This is a genomic window from Synechococcus sp. BDU 130192, assembly GCF_963876085.1.
Classification (GTDB): domain Bacteria; phylum Cyanobacteriota; class Cyanobacteriia; order Cyanobacteriales; family MRBY01; genus MRBY01.
The window spans coordinates 215,143-230,232 of the sequence record NZ_CAWNNO010000011.1; the positions used below are offsets into that span (position 1 = coordinate 215,143).

Consider the following 15,090-nt stretch of genomic DNA (forward strand, 5'->3'; position numbering starts at 1 on the left):
ATTTCATTAGCTGATAACCGATAATCCGATACTTCATCACTATGGTTAACTGCGCAGTAAAAAATTGGCAAGGAGAAGAAGTTGGCCAGGCCAACCTCGACTTCAAAGTCGCCAAAGAAGAAAATGCCGCACATATTGTCCACCGCGCCCTTGTACGTCAGCTAAATAACGCACGTCAGGGAACTTCTTCCACGAAAACCCGTGCAGAAGTCCGTGGGGGTGGACGCAAACCTTGGCGTCAAAAAGGAACTGGCCGGGCAAGAGCTGGTTCAATCCGTTCCCCATTATGGAAAGGTGGCGGTGTCATCTTTGGCCCCAAACCCAAAGAGTACAACCTCAAAATGAACCGCAAAGAGCGTCGTTTAGCACTTCGTACCGCTTTCCACAGCCGGAACGAAGATCTCATCGTCGTTGAAAACTTTGCCGAGCAATTTGCCGCTCCCAAAACCAAAGAGTTGGTCAATGCCATGACCCGCTGGGGCGTCGCATCCGGGGAAAAAGTACTCCTTGTACTTGCTGAGATGACTGACAACGTATATCTCTCTGCCCGCAACATTGCTTCTGTGAAAATGGTTCCTGCCGATGGTTTGAATATTTTTGATATTCTCAACGCTGGCAAAATCGTAGTCACCTCCGAAGCACTGGCTAAAATCCAGGAGGTTTACAATGACTAGTAGAATGCCTACCGCGAGCCGGGTTCCAACCCGTGACCTCGCTGATCTAATTCTCAAGCCCATTGTTAGTGAAAAGGCGACAATTCTGCTTGAAGACAACAAATATGTGTTTGATGTTGCCCTCAAAGCAACAAAAACCGACATCAAAGCAGCCATTGAAACTCTGTTTGAAGTCAAAGTTGTTAAGGTCAACACCAGTCGGCCACCCCGCAAGAAAAAGCGCGTTGGTCGCTTTATGGGCTTCAAACCCCAGTACAAGCGGGCAGTCATCACCTTGGCAGAAGGGGATACAATCACATTGTTCCCAGAAGTATAGTCGTCATTCACTTGAATAAATCATGGGTATTCGTTCATTTAGACCATATACTCCGGGAACTCGTCAGGCTACGGTCTCTGACTTTTCGGAGATTACCAAATCCAAACCGGAAAAATCTCTTACTAAATACAAACACCGCAAAAAAGGCCGTAACAACCGTGGTGTGATCACTTGTCGTCACCGGGGTGGTGGCCATAAGCGTCTTTATCGTCTGATCGATTTTCGCCGCGACAAGCGGGATATGACCGCCCAGGTGATTGCGATTGAGTACGATCCAAACCGGAATGCTCGCATCGCCCTGGTGCAGTACGAAGATGGCGAAAAACGCTATATCCTGCAACCAGCTGGCCTTGGCGTCGGTGACACGATTATCGCTGGGGAAGAAGCTCCCTACGAAATCGGCAATGCTTTACCGCTCTACAAAATCCCCCTTGGTACTGAAATCCACAATATCGAGCTTTATGCCGGTCGTGGTGGCCAAATGGTTCGTTCTGCGGGTGCTTTTGCCCAATTGGTCGCTAAAGAAGGTGATTATGTCACCATCAAGCTGCCCTCTAAGGAAGTCCGGATGGTTCGCAAAGAGTGCTACGCCACCATTGGCAAAGTGGGCAACGCTGAAGCTCGGAACCTGAAGCTTGGGAAAGCGGGGAGAACCCGTCACCTGGGACGTCGGCCCCAAGTCCGCGGTAGTGTTATGAACCCGGTAGATCACCCCCATGGTGGTGGTGAGGGTAGAGCACCCATTGGTCGCAGTGGTCCTGTGACGCCTTGGGGTAAACCTGCCCTCGGTAAGAAGACTCGCAAGAAGAAGAAGCAAAGTAGCTCTTTGATTGTGCGCCGTCGCCGTTAATTATCTATTTTTGTTCATTACACGCTGTAAGAAACTATGGGTCGTTCACTGAAAAAGGGTCCGTTCATCGCGGACAGCCTCCTAAAAAAAATCGAGAAGCTCAATGCTTCCGGTGATAAACAAGTGATTAAAACTTGGTCACGGGCATCGACAATTTTGCCTCAGATGGTGGGTCACACGATCGCCGTTCACAACGGTCGCCAACATGTGCCTGTTTTTGTGTCTGAGCAAATGGTAGGTCACAAGCTGGGAGAATTTGCCCCCACACGGACCTTCAAGGGCCATGCCAAGAGTGATAAGAAAGCACGTCGATAAGGGTTAAAGAAAACAATGACTATCGATACTCAAACTGAAGTCAAGGCGATCGCCCGCTATATTCGGATGTCTCCGATCAAGGTCAGACGAGTCCTCGATCAGATTCGTGGCCGTAGCTACCGCGAAGCCTTGATCATTCTCGAATTTATGCCCTATCGCGCTTGTGAACCTGTACTGAAGGTTTTACGATCTGCCGTTGCCAATGCGGAACATAACGAAGGGTTAGACCCCGCCGATCTCGTTGTTAGTGCAGCCTTTGCTGATGCTGGCCCCGTGTTGAAGCGGTTCCGCCCCCGGGCCCAAGGACGTGCTTATCAAATTCGTAAGCCCACCTGTCACATCACCGTTGCTGTGGCCCCTGGTGCTGCCGAATAGTACTCCTAACCTGTCGTAGATCGTAAACATCAAAAGGAACAAACCGTGGGACAGAAAATTCATCCAGTTGGTTTCCGTTTGGGGATTACAAAAGAGCACCTCTCCCGGTGGTACGCCGACCCCAAACAATACCCTGCCCTCGTGCAGGAGGACTACAAAATCCGCCAGCACATTGATGCAAGCCTCAATAACGCTGGTATCTCCAAAGTTTTGATCGAGCGTAAAGCCGATCAAGTTGACCTAGAGATTCACACTGCCCGGCCCGGTGTTGTCGTTGGCCGTGGTGGTTCTGGCATCGAAGCCCTCAGAACAGGTCTCCAGGATGTCCTTGGCGATCAGCGCCAAATCCGCATCAACGTTGTCGAAGTTAACCGCGTTGACGCCGACGCTGCCCTCATCGCTGAATATATCGTTCAGCAACTTGAGCGACGGGTGTCTTTCCGTCGGGTTGTTCGCCAAGCCGTTCAACGGGCCCAAAGAGCGGAAGTTCAAGGGATCAAAATCCAAGTAAGTGGTCGCTTAAACGGTGCAGAAATTGCCCGGACAGAGTGGGTACGTGAAGGACGTGTTCCCCTACACACACTCCGCGCTGATATCGACTACTCTTACAAAACTGCCCAAACCATTTACGGAATTCTTGGGATTAAAGTTTGGATCTTCAAAGGCGAAATTATTCCGGGTCAAGAAGAAACTTCTGCCGCTAATGCTGCCCCTCTGCCCCGTCGTAAATCCCGACGTCAGCAGTTTGAAGACCGTAGCGAACAATAAATTGCCCAACTACTGGCAATTTAATTTTCTACCCTCACTGTTTACCCTTTAGGAAACAATGCTAAGTCCAAAACGTACAAAATTCCGGAAGCAGCATCGCGGTCGCATGCGGGGAATGGCGTATCGCGGCAACAACATTCAATTTGGTGACTACGCGCTCCAAGCCGTGGAACCCAGTTGGATTACCGCCCGTCAAATTGAAGCCGCCCGTCGTGCGATGACCCGTTACATCAAGCGGGGTGGTAAGATTTGGATCCGAATTTTCCCCGATAAGCCCATCACCATGCGTCCGGCGGAAACCCGTATGGGTTCTGGTAAAGGTAACCCTGAATTCTGGGTTGCTGTGGTTAAGCCCGGCCGGATCATGTTTGAGATGAATGGTGTCGCTGAGCCGATCGCCCGTGAAGCCATGCGCCTTGCGGCCCAAAAGCTGCCGATTAAAACCAAGTTCATCACCCGCAACGAGGAGTATATCTAAATCATGCCTTTACCCAAGATTGAAGATGCTCGCAAACTCAATGACCAAGAGCTTGCTGACGAAATCGTTGCCGTCAAGAAACAATTGTTTGACCTCCGTCTCCAACAAGGTACTGGTCGCCTGGAGAAAACCCATGAGATCAAGCATGCTCGTCACCGTCTCGCCCAGTTGATGACGGTTGAGCGCCAAAGACAACTCCAAGCTCAGTAAAAGTAGGAGACAGAATCTCGTATGGCTACGAAAGAAAGAGTGGGAATGGTCGTCAGCGACAAGATGGATAAAACCGTGATTGTGGCTGTGGAAAACCGCTCTCCCCACCCGAAATACAAAAAAATCGTGGTTAAGACCAAGCGTTTTAAAGCCCACGACGAGGAAAATAAGTGCAAAGTTGGCGATCGCGTTCGTATTCGCGAAACCCCTCCCACCAGCAAAACCAAGCGCTGGACTATTGCCGAAATCCTCAACCAATAGTTTTTACTAACTGTTGACCCTAATCTATTTTCTTTACCCTTACCGTAAAGCCGTGATTCAACAACAAACCTATCTTAATGTTGCCGATAATAGCGGTGCTCGTAAACTGATGTGCTTACGGGTTCTGAGTACAGGGAATTGTCGTTATGGTGGCATCGGTGATCAAATCATCGCTGTTGTTAAAGAAGCAATTCCCAACATGGGTGTCAAAAAATCTGATGTCGTTCGAGCCGTTATCGTGCGGACGCGTCAACCACTCCGCCGTGCTAGCGGTATGAGTATTCGTTTCGATGACAATGCCGCTGTCATTATCAATGCAGAAGGCAATCCGAAAGGCACCCGTGTTTTTGGTCCCGTCGCCCGTGAGTTACGGGATAAAAACTTCACCAAAATTGTTTCCCTTGCACCGGAGGTCATCTAACCATGGCAGGACGCAAAAGTTCCACCCACACACGTCACAAAATGCATGTGAAAACGGGTGATACGGTTCAAGTCATTTCTGGTCGCGACAAAGGCAAAGTAGGCGAAGTCATTAAGACCCTGCCCAAATCCAGCAAAGTCGTAGTCAAGGATGTCAATATCCGCACCAAGCATGTCAAGCCTCAACAGGAAGGTGAGTCGGGTCAGATTCAAACCTTTGAAGCACCGATCCACAGCTCCAATGTGATGCACTATTCCGAGAAGGAAAAAGTCGCTAGTCGCATTGGCTACCAGCTGACTGAAGATGGCCGTAAAGTGCGTGTATTAAAGAAAACCGGTGAAGTGATCGACTAATCGGCTTTTCTTGAAATTTTTATCTACATTTAGTTTTTCCCTGACCAAGCCCAGGGAGGTTAAACGTAAAATCTATGTCTCAAAGACTCAAAACCCTTTATCAAGACAATATTGTTCCTAAATTAACGGAGCAGTTTGGGTACAGCAATGTCCATGAAGTGCCCAAGCTTGTCAAAATTTCAGTGAACCGGGGTCTCGGGGAAGCTTCTTCTAATGCCAAGGCAATGGAGTCTTCTATTAAGGAACTGTCAACCATCACTGGTCAACGCCCCGTAATCACCCGTGCGAAAAAGGCGATCGCCGGCTTCAAGATTCGTGAAGGGATGCCCGTCGGCGTGATGGTGACGCTGCGCTCCGAAAAAATGTATTCCTTTTTGGATCGTCTCATCAGCTTAGCCCTGCCCCGCATCCGTGACTTCCGTGGCATCAGCCCTAGAAGTTTCGATGGACGTGGCAACTACAGCTTAGGGATTCGTGAGCAACTGATTTTCCCTGAAATTGACTACGATTCCATTGATCAAATCCGAGGAATGGACATTTCCATCATCACCACCGCGAGAACCGATGAAGAAGGTCGTGCGCTGCTGAGAGAAATGGGTATGCCCTTCCGTGAAAGCTAAATCTTAGGAGAGATTAAAGGTAATAATGGCGGCTAACGATACCATTTCCGATATGCTCACCCGCATCCGTAATGCGTGCATGGTGCAGCATGACAACACAAAAGTCCCGATGACTCGCATGACCCGGAGCATTGCTGAAGTGCTGAAGGACGAAGGTTTCATTGACAACTACACCGAAGCAGGTGAAGGGATTGAAAAACACCTTGTTATTTCCCTGAAGTACAAAGGTCGTAATCGTCAACCGATTATCCAAAAACTTCAACGGGTAAGTAAGCCGGGGCTTCGGGTATACAGTAACCACAAAGACTTGCCTCGCGTGCTCGGTGGGATTGGAATTGCGATTATTTCAACTTCCAAAGGCGTGATGACAGATCGCCAAGCCCGTAAAGAAGGTATTGGTGGTGAAATTCTTTGCTACGTCTGGTAATCGTGGCTGAAGTTGATATCAGGAGAAAAACGAATGTCTCGTATTGGTAAAAAACCAATTCCCATCCCCGACAAAGTGACCGTTACCCTCAATGGTGCCAATGTTGCGGTTAAGGGCCCGAAAGGTTCCCTTGAGCGGACATTACCCGAAAAAGTAACTGTCACCCAAGAAGACAACACCATTGTTGTCTCCCCCGTGGATAACTCTCGGACGGCCCGCGAACGTCATGGCTTGTGCCGCACCCTTGTGGCTAACATGATTGAAGGCGTTTCCCAGGGTTACTCTAAACAACTCGAAATTATCGGTGTTGGTTATCGGGCCCAGGTACAGGGAAATAAGCTCACCCTTAATGTGGGCTACAGTAAGCCTGTAGAAATGCAAATGCCTGAAGGCGTGACTGCGGCTATGGGTGAAAAAAATACTCAAGTGATCATCTCTGGTATTGATAAAGAGGTTGTGGGTAACACGGCTGCTAAAGTTCGTGCTGTCAGACCTCCTGAACCCTACAAAGGTAAAGGGATCCGTTACCAAGGTGAATACATCAGACGTAAAGCTGGTAAGGCAGGTAAGAAGTAGAGATGAAAGCAACTCGCAAACAACTCACGCAGCGTCGTCATTTCCGTATTCGCCGTCGTGTCGAAGGGACTGGCGATCGCCCTCGTTTAGCAGTATTCCGCTCCCACAAGCATATCTATGCCCAGGTGATTGACGATGAGAAGCAACATACCCTAGTGGCTGCTTCTACCCTAGACAAAGATCTCAAGGGCGAACTCGCATCCGGTGGTAACATCTCAGCTTCCACTGCAGTCGGTAATCTCATTGCCAAGCGCGCCCTCGAAAAAGGCATTACCAAAGTCGTCTTTGATCGCGGCGGTAACCTTTATCATGGTCGTGTCAAAGCCTTAGCAGATGCCGCTAGAGAAGCCGGTCTGGACTTTTAAGCTGTTGATGAAATCATTAGGAAAATAATTATGGCAAAGCGTCGTAAATCATCAAAGAACAAAGAAAAAGAAACAAACTGGCAAGAGCGTGTGATCCAAATCCGTCGCGTCAGCAAAGTTGTCAAGGGTGGTAAGAAACTCAGTTTTCGCGCCATTGTTGTCATTGGCAATGAGACCGGAAAGGTCGGCGTTGGCGTCGGTAAAGCAGGAGATGTCATTGGTGCTGTTCGCAAAGGTGTCTCCGATGCGAAAAAACACGTTGTCGATGTTCCTTTAACAAAAACCAACACCATTACCCACCGGATCAATGGCGTTGCTGGTGGCGCAAAAGTAATGATGCGTCCCGCTGCTCCCGGTACCGGTGTAATTGCCGGTGGTGCTGTGCGGACTGTGCTCGAACTCGCTGGTGTGAAAAACATTCTCGCCAAACAATTGGGTTCTAGTAGCCCCCTGAACAATGCTCGGGCGACCGTTGATGCATTGGGTAACCTCCGGAGTTTCTCTTCCGTTGCCCAAGAGCGTGGCGTTTCTATCGAACGGATCTATGCCTAACCCTAATTTGGCGGGCTAAGGACATTAGTAAAACGTTTACTCAAAAAAACCATGAAGTTATCCAATCTATCCCCCAAAGCGGGGTCAAAGAAGCGTCGTCGTCGTGTCGGCCGTGGCATTGCTGCTGGCCAAGGCGCAAGCTGTGGCTTCGGCATGCGGGGTCAAAAATCCCGTTCTGGTACTGGTACAAAAGCTGGATTTGAAGGGGGACAAATGCCCCTTTACCGCCGTGTACCGAAGCTAAAGCACTTCACCATCGTGAATCCGAAAAACTTCACCATTGTGAATGTTGGCCAATTAGCTGATCTGCCAGCCAACACAGAAGTTACCCTTGAAAGCTTAATGGCAGCAGGCATTGTCACCACTAACGATGGCCCCCTCAAGGTTCTTGGTGATGGTGAATTGTCCGTTGCTCTCAAAGTAACTGCGGCGGCGTTTTCTAACGGCGCTAAAGCAAAAATCGAGGCGGCTGGCGGCAGTTGTGAAGCCTAGAAAAATTCGGGAACAAAGCACTAAGTTAGAATTTATCAAGGTTGCTTAATACTTCTTAGAACTGTTCATTACGTAAACTCCCGAAGAGAACATCACTATGGTTGTCAGTCGCGAAAAAACACCAACCGCCCAGGAAACCTTTATGCAAATGGCACAAGCCGCTGGCCTTCGGGGTCGTCTGCTTGTCACCCTTGGTCTTTTGGTTCTTGTTCGGTTTGGCGTTTTTATTCCAATTCCCGGCATTGACCGGGTGGCCCTAAGTGAGGGGATCCAAAATTCTCCTCTCTTGGGCTTTCTAGATGTATTTGCCGGTGGTGGTCTTTCCGCTGTCGGCATTTTTGCCCTAGGGATCCTTCCCTACATCAATGCCTCAATTATTATGCAGCTCATGACGGCGGCTATTCCTGCCCTTGAGGATATGCAAAAGAATGATGGCGAGGCTGGGCGTCGTAAAATTTCCCAGATTATCCGTTATGTGACGGTGGGCTGGGCGGCTTTACAAAGTTTTGGGATCACGCTGCAAATTCTGCGCCCCTATGCTTTAGATCCTGGTTTTACTTTCGTGTTGGAAACCACATTAGCACTGACGGCGGGATCTGTCTTTGTGATGTGGATTTCTGAGCTGATTACCGAAAAAGGTTTAGGCAATGGGGCTTCTCTGTTGATTTTCGTCAACATTGTGGCCGTATTACCAAGAACTTTAGGCAATACTATTGAATTTGCTCAGACTGGTGGTCGAGCAGTGATTGCTAAAGTCATTTTGCTGCTGGTCGTTTTTCTGATCATGATTGTCGGGATTGTGTTTGTGCAGGAAGGGACACGCCGGATTCCGATTGTTTCTGCCCGTCGTCAGGTGGGTCGTAAGCTCTATCGGGAACGCACAAGCTACTTGCCCCTACGACTCAATCAGGGTGGAGTAATGCCGATTATTTTTGCCTCGGCTGTTCTGGTGCTGCCTTCTTCTTTGGCGGGTCTGGCTGGCTCAGGGGAAGGGTTCTTTGGTCAAGCGATCGCCACAATTTCGACACTGCTACAACCGGGCAGAATTCCCTATGTGTTGGTCTATCTCGCTTTGATTCTCTTTTTCAGCTATTTCTACGCGTCTTTGATCGTGAATCCGGTAGATATGGCCCAGAACTTGAAAAAGATGGGGTCTAGTATTCCTGGCATTCGTCCTGGTCGGGCCACGAGTGAATACCTCGAAAAAGTGATCAATCGTTTGACCCTATTGGGGGCAATTTTCCTTGGCTTAGTCGCAACGGTTCCTACTTTTGTGGAAGGGGCAACGGGGGTCACAACTCTACGGGGTTTTGGGGCCACTTCCCTACTCATCTTGGTGGGGGTTGCGATTGACACAGCCAAGCAAATTCAAACCTATGTTATTTCCCAGCGTTATGAAGGCATGGTTAAACAATAGTGTTTTTAGCAGGGTTTAGATATTAGCTGGAATATCTAAACTCTTTGTTGATTTAGTAAGCAATTTGGATGGGAATAGAGACGTTATGGCTCAGGGAGTAAGGTTAATTTTTTTGGGGCCCCCAGGGGCTGGAAAGGGCACTCAAGCTCAGGTTTTGGCAGAGTCTTGTGGAATCCCCCACATTTCTACTGGCGAAATTCTCCGGGCGGCGATCGCCAATCAAACAGAACTTGGCCAACAGGCCCAGGGATTTGTGGATCGTGGTGAATTAGTGCCCGATAGTCTGATTCTGAATTTAATTCGCGAAAGACTACAGGAGCAAGATGCCCAGCAAGGCTGGATTTTGGATGGTTTTCCGCGCAATGTGAGCCAAGCCAAGTTCCTCAACACCTTACTCACTGAGCTGAAGCAGCAATGTGACGTTGCCCTTAACTTGGAAGTTCCCGATGCCACATTGGTAGAACGCTTACTAAGTCGTGGCAGAAAAGATGACAACCAGGAGACCATTCGGCGTCGTTTAGAAGTTTACCGGGAGCAAACAGCCCCAGTTATTGACTTCTACCAAAAACAGGGTTCTCTGAAATCCGTCGATGGCGATCGCTCCCTCGAAGAAGTTACCGCCGCCCTAGAGCAGGCGATCGCTTCATAACTCCTGGTTAGAACTCGATGCCGATTGATGAAATTTATTAGGAGATCTATTTGTTTTGTCTAAACAAGATCTAATTGAAATGGAAGGTACCGTCACCGAGTCCCTTCCCAACGCTATGTTCCGGGTTGACTTGGACAATGGCTTTAATGTGCTTGCCCACATCTCTGGCAAAATTCGCCGGAATTACATCAAAATTTTACCGGGCGATCGCGTCAAAGTAGAACTGACCCCCTACGACTTAACCAAAGGGCGGATCACCTACCGACTCCGAAAAAAATAAGCCAATCCTATCCGTTTCTTATATTCAATAGCAAAAAAACTTGCTATGATGATAAGCTTGCGGAGTTTTGTGCTAATCGCCAATCGGTTCATAGCAGAATCAATATATAGAAAATTGCTAAATCTAACCTGAAAACCTATGAAAGTTCGAGCATCCGTCAAAAAAATGTGTGATAAATGTCGCGTGATACGCCGTCGCGGTCGTGTCATGGTGATCTGCGCCAATCCCAAGCACAAGCAACGTCAAGGGTAAACCGTAGAAGTCGCTGAGGCATTTATTCCGTAACTTATAAATTATTGAAATTGTTCATTTAGGGAGAAAAAATCGTGGCACGAATTGCAGGTGTTGATCTTCCCCGCGATAAACGCATTGAAATTGCCCTGACCTATGTGTATGGCATTGGTTTATCAAGAGCCCAGGAGATCATCGCAAACACTGGGGTAAACCCCGACACCAGAGTAAGGGAGCTATCTGACGAAGATGCTCTTAAGCTCCGGTCTTACGTTACCGACAACTACCAAGTTGAAGGGGATCTCAGACGTCTAGAGTCCATGAACATCAAGCGTCTGGTGGACATCGGCACCTACCGGGGCCGTCGTCATCGCCAAGGTTTGCCCGTACGTGGTCAAAGAACCCGGACCAATGCCCGCACCCGCCGTGGTCGTCGCGTCACTGTTGCCGGTAAGAAGAAAGCACCGCGTTAATCCCTTGAGTTTTACCTCACAAAGCTACGCATTTATCCTATCTTCTACAAATCAAAATTATGGCACGACAAAAGAAAGGCAGCCCTAAGAAGGTTAAAAAGAATATCCCCAACGGTGTTGCCCACATTCAATCCACCTTTAACAACACAATCGTCACCATCTCCGATACCAAAGGCGATGCCGTGTCCTGGTCTTCTGCCGGTGCAAGTGGTTTTAAAGGAGCAAAAAAAGGGACTCCCTTTGCTGCCCAAACTGCCGCTGATAACGCAGCTCGCCGCGCAATGGAACAAGGCATGCGCCAAATCGAAGTGATGGTGAGTGGCCCCGGTGCGGGTCGTGAAACGGCAATTCGTGCTCTGCAAGCCGCTGGTTTGGAGATTACGTTAATTCGCGATGTCACCCCCATTCCCCACAATGGTTGTCGTCCGCCCAAGCGTAGACGGGTATAAATCCTCTGCGACTGAATTCTTGACAACAGGAAAATCAGTCCAAGTAAATATCCATCTTGTCTGAAGGCTTGGTGCCTGGCTCAGATCGCGAAAAACGGGAGATCAGAAAAAGCGTGACACAGTTTCAAATCGAGTGTGTAGAAAGCAAAACACACAAAAATCAAAGTCAATATAGCAAGTTTGTCTTTGAACCCCTAGAGCGGGGTCAAGGAACAACCCTCGGCAATTCCCTCAGACGAATTCTACTGTCTAACTTAGAAGGAACCGCCGTAACAGCGCTGCGGATTGGTGGCGTGAACCATGAGTTTGCGACGATCCCTGGTGTGCGGGAAGATGCCCTTGAGATTATCCTCAATATGAAGGAAATCATTCTTAAGAGCTACACCCATCAGCCCCAGATTGGCCGCTTAACAGCCACTGGCCCTGGTCAAGTGACAGCGGCTCAGTTTGATCTGCCTTCTGAGGTGGAGGTCGTAGATCCGACCCAGTATATTGCGACCCTCGCTGATGGTGCAAAGCTGGAAATGGAGTTTCGGATCGAGAAGGGGAAAAGCTATCGCGCCGTTCAGCGGAATCGGGACGAGGCCACTGCTTTAGATTTTCTACAGATTGATGCGGTGTTCATGCCAGTCACTAAGGTGAACTATAGCGTCGATAGTATCCATAGTGAGGGAGACGCGGTTCGCGATCGCCTAACTCTTGAAATTTGGACAAACGGTAGTATTAAGCCAGAGGAAGCATTATCCCAGGCAGCGGCGATCGCCGTTGAACTGTTTAATCCCCTCAAGGATCTCACCCTCGAAGCCATCCAAGATGAGTTGCAAGAGGACGAAGATCCCACTAGCCAAATTCCCATCGAAGAATTACAGCTATCGGTACGGGCTTACAACTGTCTCAAGCGGGCGCAAATCAACTCTGTCGCTGATCTTTTAGACTATAGCCAAGAAGATTTGCTAGAAATCAAAAACTTTGGTCAAAAATCAGCCGAAGAAGTGATCGATGCCCTCAAAACCCGTTTAGGCATTACTTTACCGGAAGAAAAAACGGCGAAGTAAGTTTAAATTTATTTGATTTTTCATTGACTGTACTGTTTACATCCTAGGGAGGAAGAAAAAATGCGTCACGGTTGTCGCGTTCCCGAATTGGGGAGACCGGCGGATCAACGGAAGGCCCTCTTACGTGCCCTCACCACTCAACTGATTCGCCATGGCCAAGTAAAAACCACCAAAGCGCGGGCTAAAGCGGTTCGTTCTGAAGTGGATCGCATGATCACCTTGGCAAAAGATGGTTCCTTGGCTGCCCGTCGTCGGGCTTTGGGCTATATGTACGACAAAGATCTTGTCCATGCTCTGTTCGCCCAAGCAAAAGATCGCTATGGCGATCGCCAAGGGGGTTATAGCCGCGTTGTGCGCACTGTTCGTCGTCGCGGTGACAACGCAGAAATGGCAATTATCGAATTAGTCTAACCCAGACTAATCTGCCAATTGTCCATGCCCATGTCCCAAGCCAACCCCAGAAAACGCATCGCGTTGGTCATCCAATATATCGGAACTCACTTTTGTGGTTGGCAACGGCAGACAGCAGAAAGAACAGTGCAAGCCGTCATTGAAGAGACAATCTCCACCGTTGTCGGCCAAAAAATCACAATTCATGGTGCCGGCCGAACCGATAGTGGTGTCCATGCCGCCGGACAATTCGCCCACTTTGAATGTGAAAGCCTAATCCCTGGTTATAAATGGGCCAAAATCCTCAATGATCGCCTGCCACCCGATATCAATATCCGTGGTGCTTGCGAAGTTCCCCAGGATTGGCACGCACAATTTTCTGCCCAATGGCGACGGTATCGATACACCATCTATACCCACCCAACCCCAAACCTGTTCATTCAGCCCTATGCTTGGCATTATTACCAAGCCCCCCTCGATGAGACTCTCATCCAAGCAGCCCTGACGCCCCTATTGGGTGAACATCACCTCGCTGCTTTTCAACGGACTGGTTCCAAGCGATCCCATGCATGGGTCAATGTACAGGCAGCAGAATGTTCCCGTCGAGGCTCCTTTATTCATATAGAAATTCAAGCCAATGGGTTTTTGTATGGGATGGTTCGCCTACTGGTCGGGATGCTAGTGGACATTGGACAAGGTAAACTTTCTTTAGCGCAATTCCAAGATATTTGGAAAAATGAGAAGCGACACCTTGTAAAATATTCAGCCCCAGCAAAAGGCTTATGTTTACTTAGGGTTGGTTATCCTGAGCCTTTGTTTCCACCCCATATTTGGTTTGATACCCAGCCAACTTTTCTACTAACTCATTAGTTGAATTCCTTATGCGTCATCTAGCGCAAAAATTTTATGATTAAGACACCTTTACCGAAACAAGAAACCCTCGACCAGAAATGGTACGTGGTCGATGCTGCTGACCAACGCTTGGGTCGTTTAGCCAGCGAAGTTGCCAAAGTACTCCGGGGCAAGAACAAAGCGGAATACACTCCCCACATGGATACTGGGGATTTTGTGATTGTCGTGAATGCCGAAAAAGTGGTTGTGACGGGTCGCAAGCCTGAGCAAAAGCTCTACCGTCGTCACTCCGGTCGTCCTGGTGGGATGAAAGTTGAAACCTTTAATCAGCTGCAAGACCGGATTCCTGAGCGCATTATCGAAAAAGCAGTGAAAGGAATGCTGCCGAAAAATGCCCTCGGTCGTCGTTTGTTCACCAAGCTAAAGGTCTATGCTGGGACTGAACATCCCCATGCCGCCCAACAACCCGAAGTTCTGACCATCAATACTATTCCCGGAGGAGATAACTAATGAACGCAACCGCTACTCAAGATCGCCCTATTTACTGGGGAACAGGTCGTCGTAAGGCATCCATTGCCCGGGTACGCCTTGTACCTGGTTCTGGCAAAGTTGTTGTTAACAACCGCTCCGGGGAAGATTATTTCAACCGGATTCCTGGTTACCTTGCGGTGCTGAAGTCTCCCCTGGAAACCCTGGGCCTAGAAAGCGAGTATGACATTCTTGTGAATGCCCATGGTGGTGGCTTGACTGGTCAAGCAGATGCCGTGAAGCTGGGTGTTGCTCGTGCGCTGTGTGAATTGGATCCAGACAACCGCCAGCCTCTAAAAATTGAAGGCTATTTGACCCGTGACCCCCGCTGTAAGGAACGGAAAAAGTACGGTTTACACAAGGCCCGCAAAGCGCCTCAGTTCTCCAAGCGTTAATTTATTTGGTCTGGCGTTCGTTATGGCTATTGTGGCGATCGCCTTTATGCATTTTATTAAACTAAATTGATTAGAGAATAATTCCCATGCCCAAAGCTGATATTCATCCCGAATGGTACCCAGAGGCCAAAGTCATCTGTAACGGTGAGGTTGTGATGACGATTGGTTCTACCCAACCTGAAATCAACGTTGAAATTTGGTCTGGTAACCACCCCTTCTACACCGGAACTCAAAAGATTATCGATACCGAAGGTCGTGTAGACCGTTTCCTCCGGAAGTACGGTATGCTCAGCAACAATTCCGACGACCAGAAATAGG

The 15,090-nt window shown here is 48.8% G+C and carries 29 protein-coding genes; all 29 read left to right on the forward strand.

Annotation, left to right across the window (positions count from 1 at the left end; translation table 11 throughout):
- Positions 1–41 precede the first annotated feature (41 nt).
- The 29 genes from rplD to rpmE all read left to right on the forward strand — a co-directional run bounded on the left by rplD (position 42) and on the right by rpmE (position 15,089).
- Positions 42–674 (forward strand): 50S ribosomal protein L4, encoded by a 633-nt coding sequence (rplD, locus tag AACT35_RS05005; protein ID WP_012306689.1) that lies wholly within the window; start codon positions 42–44, stop codon positions 672–674.
- A 4-nt stretch (positions 675–678) separates the two neighbouring features.
- Positions 679–990: a 50S ribosomal protein L23 gene (locus tag AACT35_RS05010; protein WP_030006191.1), complete on the forward strand. Its 312-nt coding sequence runs from the start codon at positions 679–681 to the stop codon at positions 988–990.
- 22 nt (positions 991–1,012) lie between these two features.
- Positions 1,013–1,840, forward strand: coding sequence for a 50S ribosomal protein L2 (rplB, locus tag AACT35_RS05015; protein WP_030006190.1), 828 nt, complete (start codon positions 1,013–1,015; stop codon positions 1,838–1,840).
- A 36-nt stretch (positions 1,841–1,876) separates the two neighbouring features.
- The gene (gene rpsS, locus AACT35_RS05020; RefSeq protein ID WP_012306686.1) at positions 1,877–2,155 is read left to right on the forward strand and encodes a 30S ribosomal protein S19; all 279 of its coding nucleotides are present in this window, start codon (positions 1,877–1,879) and stop codon (positions 2,153–2,155) included.
- 15 nt (positions 2,156–2,170) lie between these two features.
- Positions 2,171–2,530, forward strand: coding sequence for a 50S ribosomal protein L22 (gene rplV / locus AACT35_RS05025; RefSeq protein ID WP_030006189.1), 360 nt, complete (start codon positions 2,171–2,173; stop codon positions 2,528–2,530).
- Between the two features lie 45 nt (positions 2,531–2,575).
- Positions 2,576–3,298 (forward strand): 30S ribosomal protein S3, encoded by a 723-nt coding sequence (rpsC, locus tag AACT35_RS05030; protein ID WP_099241091.1) that lies wholly within the window; start codon positions 2,576–2,578, stop codon positions 3,296–3,298.
- A 58-nt stretch (positions 3,299–3,356) separates the two neighbouring features.
- A complete protein-coding gene (gene rplP, locus AACT35_RS05035) occupies positions 3,357–3,776 on the forward strand; it encodes a 50S ribosomal protein L16 (protein WP_012306683.1) in 420 nt (139 codons plus the stop codon).
- Between the two features lie 3 nt (positions 3,777–3,779).
- Complete coding sequence (gene rpmC / locus AACT35_RS05040) at positions 3,780–3,986, forward strand: 50S ribosomal protein L29 (protein ID WP_030006188.1); 207 nt, start codon at positions 3,780–3,782, stop codon at positions 3,984–3,986.
- 21 nt (positions 3,987–4,007) lie between these two features.
- Entirely contained in the window at positions 4,008–4,247 is a 240-nt protein-coding gene (rpsQ, locus tag AACT35_RS05045) for a 30S ribosomal protein S17 (protein WP_012306681.1), read from the forward strand.
- A 52-nt stretch (positions 4,248–4,299) separates the two neighbouring features.
- Entirely contained in the window at positions 4,300–4,668 is a 369-nt protein-coding gene (rplN, locus tag AACT35_RS05050; RefSeq protein WP_012306680.1) for a 50S ribosomal protein L14, read from the forward strand.
- A 2-nt stretch (positions 4,669–4,670) separates the two neighbouring features.
- A complete protein-coding gene (gene rplX, locus AACT35_RS05055) occupies positions 4,671–5,021 on the forward strand; it encodes a 50S ribosomal protein L24 (protein WP_099241092.1) in 351 nt (116 codons plus the stop codon).
- Positions 5,022–5,095: 74 nt separating this feature from the next.
- Positions 5,096–5,641 carry a 50S ribosomal protein L5 gene (gene rplE, locus AACT35_RS05060; RefSeq protein ID WP_099241093.1) on the forward strand — a complete coding sequence of 182 codons (546 nt, stop codon included), beginning with the start codon at positions 5,096–5,098 and terminating at the stop codon, positions 5,639–5,641.
- 25 nt (positions 5,642–5,666) lie between these two features.
- Positions 5,667–6,068: a 30S ribosomal protein S8 gene (gene rpsH, locus AACT35_RS05065; protein WP_030006186.1), complete on the forward strand. Its 402-nt coding sequence runs from the start codon at positions 5,667–5,669 to the stop codon at positions 6,066–6,068.
- Positions 6,069–6,101: 33 nt separating this feature from the next.
- Positions 6,102–6,644: a 50S ribosomal protein L6 gene (gene rplF, locus AACT35_RS05070; RefSeq protein WP_012306676.1), complete on the forward strand. Its 543-nt coding sequence runs from the start codon at positions 6,102–6,104 to the stop codon at positions 6,642–6,644.
- Between the two features lie 2 nt (positions 6,645–6,646).
- On the forward strand, positions 6,647–7,009 hold the full coding sequence (rplR, locus tag AACT35_RS05075; RefSeq protein ID WP_012306675.1) for a 50S ribosomal protein L18: 363 nt from the start codon (positions 6,647–6,649) through the stop codon (positions 7,007–7,009).
- 30 nt (positions 7,010–7,039) lie between these two features.
- The gene (rpsE, locus tag AACT35_RS05080; protein ID WP_012306674.1) at positions 7,040–7,561 is read left to right on the forward strand and encodes a 30S ribosomal protein S5; all 522 of its coding nucleotides are present in this window, start codon (positions 7,040–7,042) and stop codon (positions 7,559–7,561) included.
- A gap of 51 nt (positions 7,562–7,612) precedes the next feature.
- Entirely contained in the window at positions 7,613–8,053 is a 441-nt protein-coding gene (gene rplO, locus AACT35_RS05085) for a 50S ribosomal protein L15 (protein WP_030006184.1), read from the forward strand.
- Positions 8,054–8,150: 97 nt separating this feature from the next.
- Complete coding sequence (secY, locus tag AACT35_RS05090; protein ID WP_012306672.1) at positions 8,151–9,470, forward strand: preprotein translocase subunit SecY; 1,320 nt, start codon at positions 8,151–8,153, stop codon at positions 9,468–9,470.
- Between the two features lie 85 nt (positions 9,471–9,555).
- Positions 9,556–10,119 (forward strand): adenylate kinase, encoded by a 564-nt coding sequence (locus tag AACT35_RS05095; RefSeq protein WP_099241094.1) that lies wholly within the window; start codon positions 9,556–9,558, stop codon positions 10,117–10,119.
- Positions 10,120–10,174: 55 nt separating this feature from the next.
- Positions 10,175–10,399, forward strand: coding sequence for a translation initiation factor IF-1 (gene infA, locus AACT35_RS05100; RefSeq protein WP_006276978.1), 225 nt, complete (start codon positions 10,175–10,177; stop codon positions 10,397–10,399).
- A gap of 138 nt (positions 10,400–10,537) precedes the next feature.
- Positions 10,538–10,651 (forward strand): 50S ribosomal protein L36, encoded by a 114-nt coding sequence (gene rpmJ, locus AACT35_RS05105; RefSeq protein WP_071819462.1) that lies wholly within the window; start codon positions 10,538–10,540, stop codon positions 10,649–10,651.
- Positions 10,652–10,725: 74 nt separating this feature from the next.
- Positions 10,726–11,103, forward strand: coding sequence for a 30S ribosomal protein S13 (gene rpsM, locus AACT35_RS05110; protein WP_099241095.1), 378 nt, complete (start codon positions 10,726–10,728; stop codon positions 11,101–11,103).
- 59 nt (positions 11,104–11,162) lie between these two features.
- Positions 11,163–11,552 carry a 30S ribosomal protein S11 gene (rpsK, locus tag AACT35_RS05115; protein ID WP_012306669.1) on the forward strand — a complete coding sequence of 130 codons (390 nt, stop codon included), beginning with the start codon at positions 11,163–11,165 and terminating at the stop codon, positions 11,550–11,552.
- Positions 11,553–11,665: 113 nt separating this feature from the next.
- Positions 11,666–12,607 (forward strand): DNA-directed RNA polymerase subunit alpha, encoded by a 942-nt coding sequence (locus tag AACT35_RS05120; RefSeq protein ID WP_012306668.1) that lies wholly within the window; start codon positions 11,666–11,668, stop codon positions 12,605–12,607.
- Positions 12,608–12,667: 60 nt separating this feature from the next.
- Positions 12,668–13,018 carry a 50S ribosomal protein L17 gene (rplQ, locus tag AACT35_RS05125; RefSeq protein ID WP_012306667.1) on the forward strand — a complete coding sequence of 117 codons (351 nt, stop codon included), beginning with the start codon at positions 12,668–12,670 and terminating at the stop codon, positions 13,016–13,018.
- A 24-nt stretch (positions 13,019–13,042) separates the two neighbouring features.
- The gene (truA, locus tag AACT35_RS05130; protein WP_062433276.1) at positions 13,043–13,867 is read left to right on the forward strand and encodes a tRNA pseudouridine(38-40) synthase TruA; all 825 of its coding nucleotides are present in this window, start codon (positions 13,043–13,045) and stop codon (positions 13,865–13,867) included.
- A 36-nt stretch (positions 13,868–13,903) separates the two neighbouring features.
- Complete coding sequence (rplM, locus tag AACT35_RS05135) at positions 13,904–14,359, forward strand: 50S ribosomal protein L13 (RefSeq protein ID WP_012306665.1); 456 nt, start codon at positions 13,904–13,906, stop codon at positions 14,357–14,359.
- Complete coding sequence (rpsI, locus tag AACT35_RS05140) at positions 14,359–14,772, forward strand: 30S ribosomal protein S9 (RefSeq protein ID WP_012306664.1); 414 nt, start codon at positions 14,359–14,361, stop codon at positions 14,770–14,772. Before rplM ends, rpsI begins: the two co-directional genes overlap by 1 nt.
- A gap of 86 nt (positions 14,773–14,858) precedes the next feature.
- A complete protein-coding gene (gene rpmE, locus AACT35_RS05145) occupies positions 14,859–15,089 on the forward strand; it encodes a 50S ribosomal protein L31 (protein WP_062433273.1) in 231 nt (76 codons plus the stop codon).
- Position 15,090 lies beyond the last annotated feature (1 nt).